11 protein-coding genes are annotated in these 15,323 nt (G+C 50.0%); 10 read left to right on the top strand and 1 reads right to left on the bottom strand.

All coding sequences use genetic code 11. The features are described from left to right. Positions 1-270: 270 nt before the first annotated feature. The 6 genes from DW739_RS00885 to DW739_RS00910 all read left to right on the top strand — a co-directional run bounded on the left by DW739_RS00885 (position 271) and on the right by DW739_RS00910 (position 5,505). The gene (locus DW739_RS00885; protein WP_106999697.1) at positions 271-966 is read left to right on the top strand and encodes a redox-sensing transcriptional repressor Rex; all 696 of its coding nucleotides are present in this window, start codon (positions 271-273) and stop codon (positions 964-966) included. Continuing rightward, positions 963-1,331 (top strand): holo-ACP synthase, encoded by a 369-nt coding sequence (acpS, locus tag DW739_RS00890; protein ID WP_106999698.1) that lies wholly within the window; start codon positions 963-965, stop codon positions 1,329-1,331. The genes DW739_RS00885 and acpS overlap by 4 nt, the downstream gene beginning before the upstream one ends. Then, entirely contained in the window at positions 1,322-2,842 is a 1,521-nt protein-coding gene (locus tag DW739_RS00895; RefSeq protein ID WP_347560973.1) for an NAD(P)H-hydrate dehydratase, read from the top strand. The genes acpS and DW739_RS00895 overlap by 10 nt, the downstream gene beginning before the upstream one ends. Positions 2,843-2,864: 22 nt before the next feature. Further along, positions 2,865-4,070 carry an alanine racemase gene (gene alr, locus DW739_RS00900; protein WP_243017102.1) on the top strand — a complete coding sequence of 402 codons (1,206 nt, stop codon included), beginning with the start codon at positions 2,865-2,867 and terminating at the stop codon, positions 4,068-4,070. A 215-nt stretch (positions 4,071-4,285) separates the two neighbouring features. After that, on the top strand, positions 4,286-4,633 hold the full coding sequence (locus DW739_RS00905; RefSeq protein ID WP_106999700.1) for a type II toxin-antitoxin system PemK/MazF family toxin: 348 nt from the start codon (positions 4,286-4,288) through the stop codon (positions 4,631-4,633). Between the two features lie 143 nt (positions 4,634-4,776). After that, positions 4,777-5,505, top strand: coding sequence for a YebC/PmpR family DNA-binding transcriptional regulator (locus DW739_RS00910; protein ID WP_022360132.1), 729 nt, complete (start codon positions 4,777-4,779; stop codon positions 5,503-5,505). Between the two features lie 265 nt (positions 5,506-5,770). On the opposite strand, the gene DW739_RS00915 is transcribed toward DW739_RS00910, so the two are convergent. Next, complete coding sequence (locus tag DW739_RS00915; RefSeq protein ID WP_118524473.1) at positions 5,771-7,234, bottom strand: nicotinate phosphoribosyltransferase; 1,464 nt, start codon at positions 7,232-7,234, stop codon at positions 5,771-5,773. 610 nt (positions 7,235-7,844) lie between these two features. On the opposite strand from DW739_RS00915, the gene ileS reads away from it, so the two are divergent. From ileS to DW739_RS00935, 4 genes are all read left to right on the top strand, one after another. Beyond that, complete coding sequence (gene ileS, locus DW739_RS00920; RefSeq protein WP_118742470.1) at positions 7,845-11,033, top strand: isoleucine--tRNA ligase; 3,189 nt, start codon at positions 7,845-7,847, stop codon at positions 11,031-11,033. A 46-nt stretch (positions 11,034-11,079) separates the two neighbouring features. Beyond that, positions 11,080-13,548: a glycogen/starch/alpha-glucan phosphorylase gene (locus tag DW739_RS00925; protein WP_118472916.1), complete on the top strand. Its 2,469-nt coding sequence runs from the start codon at positions 11,080-11,082 to the stop codon at positions 13,546-13,548. Between the two features lie 27 nt (positions 13,549-13,575). Then, positions 13,576-14,100 carry a hypothetical protein gene (locus DW739_RS00930; RefSeq protein WP_118742471.1) on the top strand — a complete coding sequence of 175 codons (525 nt, stop codon included), beginning with the start codon at positions 13,576-13,578 and terminating at the stop codon, positions 14,098-14,100. A gap of 214 nt (positions 14,101-14,314) precedes the next feature. After that, positions 14,315-15,307, top strand: coding sequence for a SpoIID/LytB domain-containing protein (locus tag DW739_RS00935; RefSeq protein WP_118742472.1), 993 nt, complete (start codon positions 14,315-14,317; stop codon positions 15,305-15,307). Positions 15,308-15,323 lie beyond the last annotated feature (16 nt).

Raw genomic sequence — 15,323 nt, forward strand, 5'->3', positions numbered from 1 at the left:
ATTCCTCCTGTGGTTGTATCCATGTATTTTGGTTAAAAATATACCGTCAATCTCAAATTATAATATAAATAAAGAAGCAATGCAAGAATGAGAACGGTTAATGGCTGTTTCTGGTCAGAAAATTTTGCGAAATACAATGTAAAATCCCTCATATGAAATAAAAAAATTGACAATTATTTATCATATGACTATAATAAATTTATCAGATTGTCCGAAGGTTTGCGTAAACCATATGGACAACGTTAGAGGAAAGAAAGGTGGAAGAAAGCCGTGGAACAGAAAGAGATATCTAAAGCGGTCATTTCTAGGCTACCCAGATACTATCGTTACTTGGGCGAATTGCTCGAGGAGGGAGTAGAGAGAATCTCATCGAATGATTTGAGTATCCGCATGAAGGTGACAGCGTCCCAGATTCGTCAGGATCTGAATAATTTCGGCGGATTTGGTCAGCAGGGATATGGTTATAATGTAAAGTATTTATATTCGGAGATTGCCCGGATTCTGGGAATTGACCGTCAGCATAACCTAATTATTATCGGTGCGGGAAATCTGGGTCAGGCGATCGCGAATTATACGAATTTTGAGCGGCGTGGTTTTTTAATCAAAGGCATGTTTGATGTGAATCCGCGTCTGGTCGGTCTGGTAGTCCGTGGAGTGGAGATCCGCGGTATTGAGGATCTGGAGCAGTTTATCAAGGACAATGAAGTGCAGATCGCAGCACTGACGATTCCGAAGTCGAAAGCGCCGGAGATTGCGGATCGGCTTGTCAAAGCCGGAATCAAGGCGATCTGGAATTTTGCCCATACAGATTTACAGGTTCCAGATGACGTTGTGGTGGAAAATGTCCATCTGTCGGAGAGCCTGATGCGCCTTTCTTACCGCGTATGCAGCATGCAGGATCAGAAAGCGAGAGAAGAAGCGCAGAGAAAGCAGGAAGAGGCAGCTGGTGCTGGAGAAATAAAATGATCGTCGGAATTGGTACGGATCTGGTAGAGATAGAGCGAATCAAAAAAGCCTGTGAAAAAGAGGCTTTTTTGGTGCGTGTATATACAGAAGAAGAGCGTCGGCAGGCTGGGGGAAATGCGTCCCGGCTCGCCGGCGATTTTGCGGTAAAAGAGGCAGTCTCGAAGGTGTTTGGAACAGGCTTTCGGGGCTTTGGACTGCTGGATATAGAAGTGCTTCGGGACGAGTTTGGAAAACCGTGGGTGCAGCTTCACGGGGGAGCGAAGAAACTTGCGGACAGCCTGAAAATCACCCGGATTCACGTGTCGATCACGAATACAGGCAGTCTTGCATCCGCGTACGCAGTCGGAGAGGGGGAATGGAAATGAGACGTCTGGTGACAGGAAAACAGATGAAAGAGATAGATGGATATGCAATCCGGAAAGTGGGGATACCCTCTCTGGTACTGATGGAGCGAGCGGCGCTGGCGGTTGCAGACGAGATGGAAAAACGGTATGGGAAGCTTTCAGGGCAGAGGCTTCTGGTATTTTGCGGAACGGGCAATAACGGTGCGGACGGCGCGGCGCTGGCTAGGATTCTCTTTCTGCGCGGCGCGCTTCCGACGGTGCTCACGGTCGGTGACAAGGCGCACTGGACGGGGGAGATGACCTGTCAGGTGGCGATTGACCGGAATCTGGGGATCCCGGTGGAGGCGTTTGAAAATTATGTGCCGGGGCATGTGGAGATCATGGTGGATGCGATCTTTGGTGTGGGTCTTTCCAGAGAGGTCGGCGGTGAATTTGCCGAGGCGATCCGTTTTATGCGTGAGCAAGAGCCAAAGGCGGTAGTTGCGGTTGATATTCCGTCCGGCGTCAGCTCAGAGACAGGGGCGGCGCTTGGCGAGGCAGCTGAGGCGGATCTGACCGTTACTTTCGGCTATGAGAAGCTGGGAATGGTGTTCTATCCGGGACGGAAGCTGTGCGGCGAGATTGTGATTGCCGACATCGGGTTTCCGGCGTATACAAAATATGAAGGGCATACCTATTTTGCCTATGATCCGGAGGATCAGAACCAGATCCCGAAACGGCGGGCAGACGCCAACAAGGGAACGTATGGAAAAATCCTGATCGCAGCCGGTTCGGAGGGGATGTGCGGCGCAGCGTATTTGAGCGCCCTGGCCGCGTACCGGATGGGCGCGGGACTTGTGAAGATCCTGACCGTCCGGGCAAATGTGCCGATTCTGCAAAATCTCCTTCCGGAGGCGATCCTGACGCCGTATGATCCGGAACAGGCACAGACAGATCCGGCAGGTTTTAAGAGCCTGGTGGAACAGGAGTGCGGCTGGGCGAGCGCGATCGTGCTGGGACCGGGACTGGGAAAGGAAGCCCATGTCGCAAGTCTGGTGCAGAACGTGCTGCTTTCCGCCTATGTGCCGATCATTGTGGATGCGGATGGATTAAATGCTGTCGCACAGCATCCGCATTTGTCCGGGTATTTTACGGAAAATGTGATCGTTACTCCGCATCTGGGAGAGATGGCGCGTCTGACGGGACGTTCGATTGAGGAACTGAAACGGGATCTGGTCGAGTCAGCGGTGCGGTATGGCGAAGAAAAAGGCGTGACCTGCGTGCTCAAGGATGCCGTGACGGTGACGGCGGGGCGCGATGGCAATGTGTATATCGGCGACAGCGGCTGCGCCGCGATGGCAAAGGGCGGTTCCGGCGATGTGCTGACCGGTGTGATTGCCGGGCTTCTGGCGCTGGGATTTTCAGAGGATGAAGCGGCGGCGCTCGGTGTGTTCCTGCACGGAAGAGCCGGGGCGGCAGCTGCCTGTAAAAAGGGAGAGCATTCCGTGCTGGCAAGAGATATCGCGGACTGTCTGCTTGAAAAGATAGATTGAAAATAAAAAGGAAGACAAAAAGATGGAAAAAGCATATACAATGGCAGAAGAACCATATACCCGGATTTATGCGCGGATTGACCTGGATGCGATTGTGAAAAATATGGAGGCGATGCGCGAAAATCTTCCGGCAAAAACGAAGATGATCGGCGTGGTTAAGACGGATGGTTACGGTCACGGGGCTGTCCCGGTGGCGAAGACGATCGCGCCGTTTGTCTGGGGCTATGCGGTGGCAACCTTGGAGGAAGGACAGAACCTGCGCCGCCACGGCATTGACAAACCGATTCTGGTGCTTGGCAGCACGCACCCGCGGCATTTTGCGGAATTGATTGAGGACGATATCCGTCCAGCGATCTTTGAGGAAGATAAGGCAGAGCTGCTCTCAAAACTTGCGGTTTCGATGGGAAAGACGGCGAAAATGCATATTGCGCTCGATACCGGCATGGGACGAATCGGATTTCACCCGGATGAAAATAGCCTGAAAGAGATAGAGCGGATTGCAAAGCTTCCGGGCATTGAGATCGAGGGAATGTTTACACATTTTGCGCGTGCTGACGAGGCGGATAAGGCATTTACCCATTTACAGTATGAGCGGTACCAGAAATTCCATGAAGGTCTGGAAGCTGCAGGCGTTCATATTCCGATGTGCCACTGTGCGAACAGCGCGGCGATCATGGAACTGCCGCGGATGGGACTGGATGCGGCGAGAGCCGGTATCACGGTATATGGTCTGTATCCGTCGGATGAGGTAGAGCGGAACATGAAGATTTACCCGGCGATGGAGATCCGCAGCTTTATTACCTATGTTAAGGAAGTGGAGCCGGGCACGCCGATCAGCTACGGCGGAACCTTTGTGACGGACCGTCCGATGCGGATTGCGACGATTGGCGCCGGATACGGCGATGGCTATCCGAGAAATCTCTCTGGAAAGGGTTATGTCCTGATTCATGGACACCGCGCACCGATTCTGGGACGCGTCTGCATGGATCAGTGCATGATCGATGTGACCGATATCCCGGAGGCTGCTGAGGACACGCGGGTAACGCTGGTCGGACGCGACGGAGACGACGAGATCACGATGGAAGAGCTGGCGGAATGGAGTGGCGGTTTCCACTATGAGATCCCATGCGTGCTTGGAAAACGTGTGCCGCGCGTGTACGTGAGAGGTGGAAAGATCGTCGGGAAAAAGGATTATAATGATGATCGGTATGAGGATTTTATGGAGTAAAGCCGGTGTTTGAACCATTTAGAAAAAGGATTCATAAGATAAAGTAGATAGCTTCGGCAAAGCCGGGAACCTGGACTGCCGGATGCATTTATGGGACGACCCGCGTATAGGCGGTGTAAATCTGTCCATACTAACGGTATAAACGGACTGTGGAGCTGTGAAAGTACAAAGCAGTTATTTATATCTTAAAATAGTTTGGACGGAGTGTGAATCGAGTGATTATCAGACGAGGAGATATTTATTACGCAGATTTAAGACCGGTCATCGGCTCAGAGCAGGGCGGCGTCCGCCCGGTGCTGGTCATCCAGAATGATATCGGCAACAAGCACAGCCCGACCGTGATCTGCGCGGCGATCACATCAAAGATGAACAAAGCCAAGCTGCCGACGCATGTGGAATTAAACACGCGCCGCTGTGCGATGGTGAGGGATTCGGTCATTTTACTGGAACAACTCCGCACGATCGATAAGCAGCGGCTGAAAGAGAAAATCTGTCATATCGACGGGGCGCTTTTACAGGAGGTGGACCGTGCGCTGAAGGTCAGTCTGGAACTGGATACATAAAATCAGCCGCGAACCCCTTGTCAAGCATACAGAATGGTGTTAAAATAGTTAAGATGCAGCTTTTTAGTGCCGAAATCGGCGTGATATAAAAGCTGATGAGCGAAAAGATACAACAAAGAAGATAGAAAGAGGAGTGTTATTTTATGTCAGGACATTCAAAGTTCGCCAATATTAAGCACAAAAAAGAGAGAAACGACGCAGCAAAGGGAAAAATCTTTACCGTTATCGGCCGTGAGATTGCCGTAGCTGTTAAGGAAGGTGGTTCGGATCCGGCAAACAACAGCCGCCTGCGTGATGTGATTGCAAAAGCAAAAGCGAACAATATGCCGAACGATACCATCGATCGTGGTATCAAGAAAGCAGCCGGAGATGCAAACTCTGTCAATTACGAGAATCTTACATACGAGGGATATGGTCCGAATGGCGTCGCTATCATCGTAGATACCCTGACCGACAACAAGAACCGTACCGCAGCGAATGTCCGCAGCGCATTTACCAAGGGCGGCGGAAACGTAGGTACTCCGGGCAGCGTGTCCTTCATGTTTGATAAAAAAGGTCAGATCATCATCGACAAAGAAGAGTGCGAGATGGATCCAGATGAGCTGATGATGCTTGCACTGGATGCGGGAGCTGAGGATTTCTCCGAGGAGGAGGACAGCTACGAAGTGATCACCGCACCGGAAGATTTCTCTGCAGTCCGCGAGGCGCTGGAGAAGGCTGGCGTTCCGATGATGGAAGCAGACGTTACCATGATTCCGCAGAACTGGGTAGAGCTTACCGATGAGGAATCCATCAAAAAGATGCAGAGGATCCTGGATCTTCTGGATGAGGATGATGACGTACAGGCTACTTACCATAACTGGGATGAGTAATTGATATCATATTTGATATAGATTTTAAAAAAATAAAGATACGATTCATATAAAAACTGTCGCTGGAATACAATGGCGGGCTGGACTTTTCAAAGAAGAGGGCTGGCAGCCGGATGTATTTGGCGGCAGTTTTTGTGTAATAGGAATTTCCTTGGAGACACATTCGTTTTTATTTTGCAAATTTTATGGAAGCGTTAAAGAAAAAAATACCATGTCCGGCAGCAATAAACTTGCCTGAACATGGTATTTACTCGTATTTTATCTACTAGTTGCTTGTATAATGATAGCTGTCTAACAGCTGTGCCTTCATATGCCACAGCTCGTTGGAGAGATCCACATGAATCTCATGCGGGTTTACCAGACGGCGGGACTCATCCCACAGCGTCTCCTGTTCTTTCTTGCAGTATTCGCGGATGTCCATAACCTTTGGAGACTCGTAAACGCATTTGCCGTTTTTGAAGATTGGAACGAGAAGTTCGCGCATGGTGTAGGTGCCCGGCGCGAGGTGTGTCTTTTTCCATGTCTCGATCGGATCGAAGAGCAGAAGGGAATTCTTCTCATCGAACTCTTCATCCACGAGACAGATCAGATCTGCGATAATCTTGCCAGTCTCCTTGTCATAGATTCGCTGGATGGTCTTGTTGCCCGGATTGGTAACCTTTTCTGTATTTTCCGAAAGCTTGATCTTCGGGATAAATTTGCCTGTGTGACGGTCCTTGATGGCAGCCAGCTTATAAACGCCGCCGAAGGAAGGGCAGTCCTTGGAGGTGATGAGGTTTGTGCCGACACCCCAGGACGTGATGGCAGCGCCCTGAATCTTCAGGCTGTCGATCAGGTATTCATCCAGATCGTTGGAGGCGGAGATGACTGCATCCGGGAATCCGGCGTCATCCAGCATCTTGCGGGCTTTCTTGGAAATATATGCAAGGTCGCCGCTGTCGAGGCGGATGCCGTAGAAAGTCAGCGGGATACCGGCGTCGCGCATCTCCTGGAAGACGCGGATCGCGTTCGGAACACCGGAACCCAGGGTATCATAGGTATCGGCTAACAGGATGCAGGCACTCGGATAGAGCTTTGCATAAGCGCGGAACGCAGTCAGCTCATCCGGGAAACTCATGATCCAGCTGTGTGCGTGGGTTCCCTTGACCGGAACGTCAAATAGTTTTCCGGCCAGTACATTGGAAGTGCCGATACAGCCGGCGATCATGGCAGCGCGGGCGCCATAGGTACCGGCGTCAGCACCCTGCGCGCGGCGAAGCCCAAACTCCATAATTCCGTCCCCGCGTGCGGCGAAGACGATACGGGATGTTTTGGTCGCGATCAGGCTCTGGTGGTTGATGATATTTAAGATGGCAGTCTCAACCAGCTGTGCTTCCATGATTGGCGCGATGACCTTGACGAGAGGCTCGCGCGGGAAGACAACGGTGCCTTCCGGGATTGCGTAAATGTCACCCGAAAATTTGAAATTGTGAAGATATTCGAGGAAATCTTCATCAAAAATGCCGAGTCCGCGTAAGTATTCGATGTCGGCATCATCGAAGTGAAGATTTTTCACATAGTCAATGACCTGCTCTAAGCCGGCGCAGATGGAAAACGCATTTCCATCCGGGTTTGTGCGGTAGAACGCATCAAAAATGACGGTTTCGTTGGCATCTTTCTCCCGGAAATAGCCCTGCATCATCGTCAGTTCATACAGGTCGGTCAATAGGGTAAGGTTTCTTGGCTCCATAATATTCTCCTTTGTTGCGAAAGACGGCTGCGGGCACGCCCTTCTTTTTATATATAGTATACTTCATTGTTTATATTTGCAATGAATGTCTGTGTCTGTTTTTTAAAGTAAATACAGACATATTTTATATACTATACCATAAAATCAGGGGAATGGCAAAATAATGATAATTTTATAACATGTGAATCATATCCGAAACATTCCTTGACAACCATCTGGAAAAAAGATACAATGTCCATGTTAGTGATTTGATTACTAATTACGATAGGAAAAGCAATGATGGAGACAGTAGCGCCGCACAGAAAGCGGGAGCGAGGCAGGGACGGTGAGAGCCTGCTGTGAGTAAAGCGGATGCGAAGATCACTCCGGAGCTTCGGACTGAACCATTTTTGGAAGTCTGAGCGCCGTTTCTGACAGCGCCCGGAAGGAAAATTCAGTAAGTACCGACGGTTTCCTCCGTTATAGGGAGCGCATATAAAGGTATGCAGTAATAGGTGGTTAAAAGCAAGTGGGCCCTTGTCCTGTTACAGGATGGGTCCATTTTTATTTCATAGAAAAAGACGTTCTATGAAATAAAAACTTTATTTCATATTTTTAGGAGGAATTTATCATGTACAACAAAGTTCCGGCAAACATGAATTTCGTGGAACGTGAAAAGAACATTGAGAAGTTCTGGGAAGATGAGCAGATTTTTAAGAAGAGTATCGACAGCCGTAAGCAGGGACCGACCTATACATTCTATGACGGACCGCCTACCGCAAACGGCAAGCCGCACATCGGACACGTGCTGACCCGTGTTATCAAGGATATGATTCCGAGATACCGCGCGATGAAGGGCTACATGGTTCCGAGAAAGGCTGGATGGGATACCCACGGTCTTCCGGTTGAGCTGGAAGTAGAGAAGATGCTGGGACTGGACGGCAAGGAGCAGATTGAGCAGTATGGTCTGGAGCCGTTCATCGAGCACTGTAAAGAGAGTGTCTGGAAATACAAAGGAATGTGGGAAAAATTCTCCAACACCGTTGGTTTCTGGGCAGACATGGAGCATCCGTATGTTACCTACCACAACAGCTTCATTGAGTCTGAGTGGTGGGCATTAAAAGAAATCTGGAACAAGGGACTTCTTTATAAGGGCTTCAAGATCGTACCGTACTGCCCGCGCTGCGGCACCCCGCTGTCCAGCCATGAGGTGGCACAGGGATATAAGGACGTCAAAGAGCGTTCTGCGATTGCTAAATTCCCGGTAAAGGGCGAAGATGCATACATTCTTGCATGGACGACCACCCCGTGGACACTTCCGTCCAACGTGGCGCTCTGTGTAAATCCGGACGAGACATATGTAAAGGTAAAAATGAAAGAGGATGGCACGGTTTATTATATGGCGCAGGCGCTGTGTGATACCGTTCTGGGCGAGGGCACTTATGATGTCCTGGAAACCTTTGTCGGAAAAGATCTGGAATATAAAGAGTATGAGCCATTATTTGACTATGCCGTAGCAACCTGTGAAAAACAGCATAAGAAAGCATTCTACATTGTCTGCGATAATTATGTAACACTGACCGATGGTACCGGTGTCGTACACATTGCGCCGGCATTTGGTGAGGATGACTCTAAGGTCGGCAGAAAATATGACCTTCCGTTCGTACAGTTGGTAGACGGCAAGGGCGAGATGACGAAGGAGACTCCGTGGGCTGGTATGTTCTGCAAGAAAGCCGATCCGGAGGTTCTGAAAGCATTAAGAGAAAGCGGACTTCTGTTCTCTGCACCGGTATTTGAGCATAGCTACCCGCACTGCTGGCGCTGCGATACACCACTTATCTACTATGCACGTGAATCCTGGTTCATCAAGATGACCGCAGTCAAGGATGACCTGATCCGCAACAACAACACGATCAACTGGATTCCGGAGAGCATCGGTAAAGGGCGTTTCGGCGACTGGCTGGAGAATGTCCAGGACTGGGGCGTGAGCCGTAACCGTTACTGGGGAACTCCATTAAATATCTGGGAGTGCGAGTGCGGCTGCCAGCACGCGATCGGAAGCCAGGCAGAATTAAAATCTATGAGCCCGAACTACACGGAGGTTGTGAAAAAATATGCAAAAGAGATGGATCAGGAGGCAAATGGAGAGGTTGAGCTTCACCGCCCATTCATCGATGATGTGACGATCACCTGCCCGAAGTGCGGCAAACAGATGCACCGTGTACCGGAGGTTATCGACTGCTGGTTTGATTCCGGTTCCATGCCATTTGCACAGCATCATTATCCATTTGAAAATAAAGAACTGTTTGAGCAGCAGTTCCCGGCAGATTTCATCTCCGAGGCGGTTGATCAGACGCGTGGATGGTTCTACTCCCTGTTAGCTATCTCGACCCTGATCTTTAACAAGGCGCCGTACAAGAATGTTATCGTTCTGGGGCATGTCCAGGATGAGAACGGACAGAAGATGAGTAAGTCCAAGGGCAACGCGGTTGACCCGTTCGATGCACTGCAGACTTACGGCGCTGATGCGATCCGCTGGTATTTCTACATTAACAGTGCACCGTGGCTGCCGAACCGTTTCCACGGAAAAGCCGTTATCGAGGGACAGAGACGTTTCATGGGTACTCTCTGGAATACCTATGCATTCTTTGTACTCTATGCGAATATTGATAATTTTGACGCAACCAAATATACACTGGAATACGATAAACTTCCGGTTATGGACAAATGGCTGCTGTCTAAGTTAAACAGCCTCATCAAAGAGGTGGACGACGATCTGGGCAACTACCGCATTCCGGAGGCTGCAAGAGCGCTCCAGGATTTCGTCGATGATATGAGTAACTGGTATGTCAGAAGAAGCCGTGAGCGTTTCTGGGCGAAGGGCATGGAGCAGGATAAGATCAATGCGTACATGACACTCTACACCGCACTGGTAACTGTAGCGAAGGTAGCGGCTCCGATGATTCCGTTCATGACCGAAGACATTTACCAGAATCTGGTTCGCAGTCTGGATAAAGAGGCACCGGAGAGCATCCATCTGTGCGATTTCCCGGTTGCAAATGAGGCGCACATCGACAAGGACCTGGAAGCGAAAATGGAAGAAGTCCTGAAGGTTGTCGTTCTGGGTCGTGCAGCAAGAAATACTGCTAACATCAAGAACCGTCAGCCGATCGGACGTATGTTCGTGAAGGCAGAGACCGCTCTGCCGGAGTTCTATCAGGAAATCATCCAGGATGAGCTGAATGTGAAGAAGGTAGAGTTCACGGATGATGTCCGCGCATTTACCTCCTACAGCTTCAAGCCGCAGCTTCGTACCGTTGGACGCAAGTATGGCAAGTATGTAAACGAGATCAAAGAGATTCTTGCAGGTCTGGACGGAAATCAGGCGATGGATACCTTAAATGAAACCGACCTTTTAAGCTTTGAGACGCAGGACGGTACAAAGGTAGAGCTGGCAAAAGAAGATCTTCTGATTGACATGGCACAGGTACCGGGCTTTGTATCTGAGGGTGACAATTTCGTTACCGTTGTTCTGGATACTAATCTGACACCGGAACTCATCGAAGAGGGCTTTGTCCGTGAGATCATCAGTAAGATTCAGACGATGCGTAAGGAAGCCGGTTTTGAGGTAATGAACCATATCAACGTCTTCCAGGACGGAAATGATAAACTTGCAGAAATTTTAAAGAAGCATACAGAGGAAATCAAGAAAGAGGTTCTGGCTGATAATATCCTGATTGGCACCATGAGCGGATACACAAAAGAGTGGGATATCAATGGCGAAAAAGGTATGTTTGGTGTTGAGAAAACGACTGACTGATGTGCCTGGCGGGAAACCGTGATACTACGAATATTAGGAGGACAGGATGCGCGAGATCAGCAAAGAAGAGTTTAAAAAGAGTATTATCGAAAATGTAAAGAACCAGTACCGCAGAACGATCGACGAGGCGACACCGCAGCAGATATTCCAGGCTGTGTCCTATGCGATCAAGGATGTGATTATCGACGACTGGATTGCAACTCAGAAGCAGTTTGACGAGACAGGCGCAAAGAAGGTATATTACCTTTCTATGGAGTTTCTGATGGGACGTGCGCTTGGTAACAATATCATCAACCTGGGTGCGAAAAAAGCAGTGAAGGAAGCACTGGAAGAGCTGGGTTTTGACCTCAATGCGATTGAGGATCAGGAGCCGGATCCGGCACTTGGAAACGGCGGTCTGGGGCGTCTGGCAGCATGTTTTCTGGATTCCCTGGCAACGCTTGGTTATCCGGCTTACGGCTGCGGCATCCGTTACCATTATGGTATGTTCAAGCAGAAAATTAAAGACGGCTACCAGGTGGAGGTGCCGGATGAGTGGCTGAAAAACGGTTATCCGTTCGAGCTTCGCCGCCCGGAGTATGCGACCGAGGTTAAATTTGGCGGTTATGTCAAGACCGAGTGGGACGGTGAGCGCAACCATTTTGTACAGGAAGGTTATCAGTCTGTTCTGGCAGTTCCGTATGATATGCCGATTGTCGGCTACGGCAACAACGTAGTCAACACCCTGCGTATTTGGGATGCACAGCCGATCGACACGTTCAGCCTTTCTGCATTTGACAAGGGTGATTACCAGAAGGCGGTCGAGCAGGAGAATCTGGCGAAGAACCTGGTTGAGGTCCTTTATCCGAACGACAACCACTATGCGGGTAAAGAGCTGCGTCTTAAACAGCAGTATTTCTTCATTTCTGCCAGCTTACAGGTTGCTCTGAAGAAATTCAAAGAGACAAACGATGATATTCACAAACTGCCGGAGAAGATCGTATTCCAGATGAACGATACGCATCCGACCGTGGCAGTTGCTGAGCTGATGCGCCTGCTGCTGGATCAGGAAGGCTTAAACTGGGATGAGGCGTGGGGTATCACAACAAAATGTTGTGCATACACCAACCACACTATCATGGCAGAGGCGCTGGAAAAATGGCCGATCGAGCTGTTCTCCCGCCTGCTTCCGCGTGTATACCAGATTGTGGAAGAGATCAACCGCCGTTTTCTGATCGAGGTACAGAATAAGTACCCGAATAACTACGAGAAAGTTAAAAAGATGGCGATCATCTTTGACGGTCAGGTCAAGATGGCGCATCTGGCGATCGTAGCCGGATATTCCGTCAACGGTGTGGCAAAACTTCACACCGAGATTCTGAAAAATCAGGAACTGAAAGATTTCTACGAGATGATGCCGGAGAAATTTAACAATAAGACAAACGGTATCACCCAGCGTCGTTTCCTGCTGCATGGCAACCCGCTTCTGGCAGACTGGATCACGGAGCAGATTGGCGACGAGTGGATTACCGATCTTCCGCACCTGGCAAAATTAAAAGTATACGTCGATGATCCGAAATTCCAGCAGGAATTTATGAACATCAAGTACCAGAATAAACTGCGCCTGGCAAAATACATCAAGGAGCACAACGGCATCGACATTGATCCGCGTTCCATTTTCGATGTACAGGTAAAACGTCTCCATGAGTACAAGAGACAGCTTTTAAATATCCTTCATGTAATGTACCTGTATAACCAGCTCAAAGACAATCCAAACATGGATATGGTTCCGAGAACCTTTATCTTTGGTGCGAAAGCAGCGGCAGGTTACCAGATTGCCAAGAAGACGATCAAACTGATTAACTCCGTAGCAGATGTTATCAACAATGATAAATCCATCAATGGTAAGCTGAAAGTTGTGTTTATCGAAGATTACCGCGTTTCCAACGCAGAATTGATTTTTGCGGCAGCGGATGTCAGCGAGCAGATTTCCACCGCCAGCAAGGAGGCGTCCGGTACCGGCAACATGAAGTTCATGCTGAACGGTGCGCTGACGCTGGGCACGATGGATGGTGCGAACGTGGAGATCGTCGAGGAGGTAGGCAAGGAGAACGCATTTATCTTCGGTCTGAGCGCTGACGAGGTTATCAATTATGAGAACAACGGCGGTTACAATCCGGAGGAGATCTTCAACACCGACCAGGATATCCGTCGCGTGCTGATGCAGCTCATCAACGGCTACTATTCACCGCAGGATCCGGAGCTGTTCCGCGATATTTACAATTCTCTGTTAAATACAAAGAACAGTGCCAAGGCAGATACCTACTTCATCCTGAAAGATTTCCGTTCCTATGCGGAAGCACAGAAACGCGTCGAGGCAGCTTACCGTGACGAGAACTGGTGGGCGAGAGCAGCCATGCTCAACACAGCAAGCGCTGGTAAATTCTCTTCTGACCGTACCATCGAGGAGTATGTGCGCGACATCTGGCATCTGGAGAAGATCCATGTGGACGATGATGATGTAAAGGCACTGTAAAAGGAGTAAAAAGAGGGAGGACGCACTATGAGAGGATACAGAAAAAGACCGGGGACACAAGGATTTTCGGTTCCTCTTGTGGGTGCTTCCCTCTTTTTTATCATTTCGCTGTTTTTGTTTGCTTCTTATAAAAACAGCGCCTATCAGCAGGCGAAAAAGGAAATCTATTCGCTTTATACGGCGAACCGGGCGTTTGATCTGGATGAGGTGTATCAGGACGGTCTGACGGCGATCTACACGAAAGAGTATGGAAAGACGGCAACCGAGGCTGGATGCGAGGCGCTGGAGCAGACGGGGCTTCCGTATGTTCTTTTATTATCGCAGTTTTCCGCACCGGTGGAACGCGTGTATGTGACGAACTGCCAGCTGACCGAGACGGGACGGGAGAAGAAGGCACGGACGTATGACTACACGGTTTCGGTGCGTTTCTGCCTGGAAAAAGGCGATGAGGTGCTGGCACCGGAGAAGACGATGGACTTTCATGGAACTGTGGTGATGAAGAAAAAGGGATGGTTCCGCTGGCTGCTGGATGGTGTGACGCTGGGGGAGTAAAAGAATGATAGAGGGGAAACTGGAAGAGACTGCAAAGGGCGGCGGAGGAAAAGCCGGAGCGTAGACTTGTGATATTTTTTGAGTGCCTGTCATAAGATAAGGAAGGCAGAGAAAAGAAGCAGGTTTGTAAGGCATTGAAACCATAAGTTTACTGGTATGGCAAAACAGAAAATGCGTGAAACCGTACTGGAACAGTCAAAACAGGAGAACCGAAATGAAGAAGAGAACTGCCGCCGTACTGGCGGCTTTTTTGATCCCATATATCACAACACTGGCAGTTTCCGGGCGTGTGCAGGGGGCGGATGGAGGAAAAATCGGAGGAAATTCAGATAGAACATCTGGAGGGGGAAGTCAGACGGATGGTCGGCAGATCCTTCTGGATCGGGAGGATGGCGTCCGCAACAACGGAACCGGGTATGCTGTCCCGCTGGAAGAATATCTGATCGGTCTGACTGCAGTGCAGATTCCGGACGGCTATCCGAAGGAGGCAGTCAAGGCGCAGGCAATTCTGGCGCGGACGGCGCTGTACCGGGAGATGGACGGGGCGGATTCGATCGAGGAATCGGCGTTAGATATGGATTATCTGGAGCCGGAGCAGATCGAGAGCCGGTTTGAGGCGGCTGGAATGCCGGAATATTACCAGACGATCTGTGGGGCGGTGCGGGAGAGCGCAGGACAGACGGCGATCTGGGCTGGGGATTATATTGAGCCGCTGTTTCATGCAGTGAGCGCGGGGCGGACGCGCGAAGGGGATGAGGCGCATCCGTATCTGGCGTCGGTTGCGGCAAAGGAGGATGAGGGCGCTGGCGGCTACCTGACGCGGCAGGGCATGACACGGGAAGAACTGAAAAAACGTCTGGAAGAAGGACTGAATGCATTGGGAGAACACCCGGATCTGGAAAATCTGGAAGAAGATCGGATTCTGGAGGAGATTCAGATCGTGAAACGGGACAGCGCCGGTTATGTGGAAACAGTGCAGATTGGGGCGGAGACGTACAGCGGGGACGCGGTGCGCTATGCGTTAGGCGTGCCGTCGCCAGCTTTTTCCCTCGAGGAAGACGGGGACGAAATCCGCTGTGTTACTTATGGGCGCGGGCATGGTTACGGGTTGTCGCAGTACGGGGCGGGACTCATGGCGGAGAATGGGAGCAGTGCGGAAGAAATTTTAAAGCATTATTTTAAAAATATTCAAATCGTTTCTGAATAAAACGATTCACTTCGGC

The sequence above is a fragment of the Clostridium sp. AM28-20LB genome (genome assembly GCF_003480665.1).
GTDB classification, from domain to species: Bacteria; Bacillota; Clostridia; order Lachnospirales; family Lachnospiraceae; genus Otoolea; species Otoolea fessa.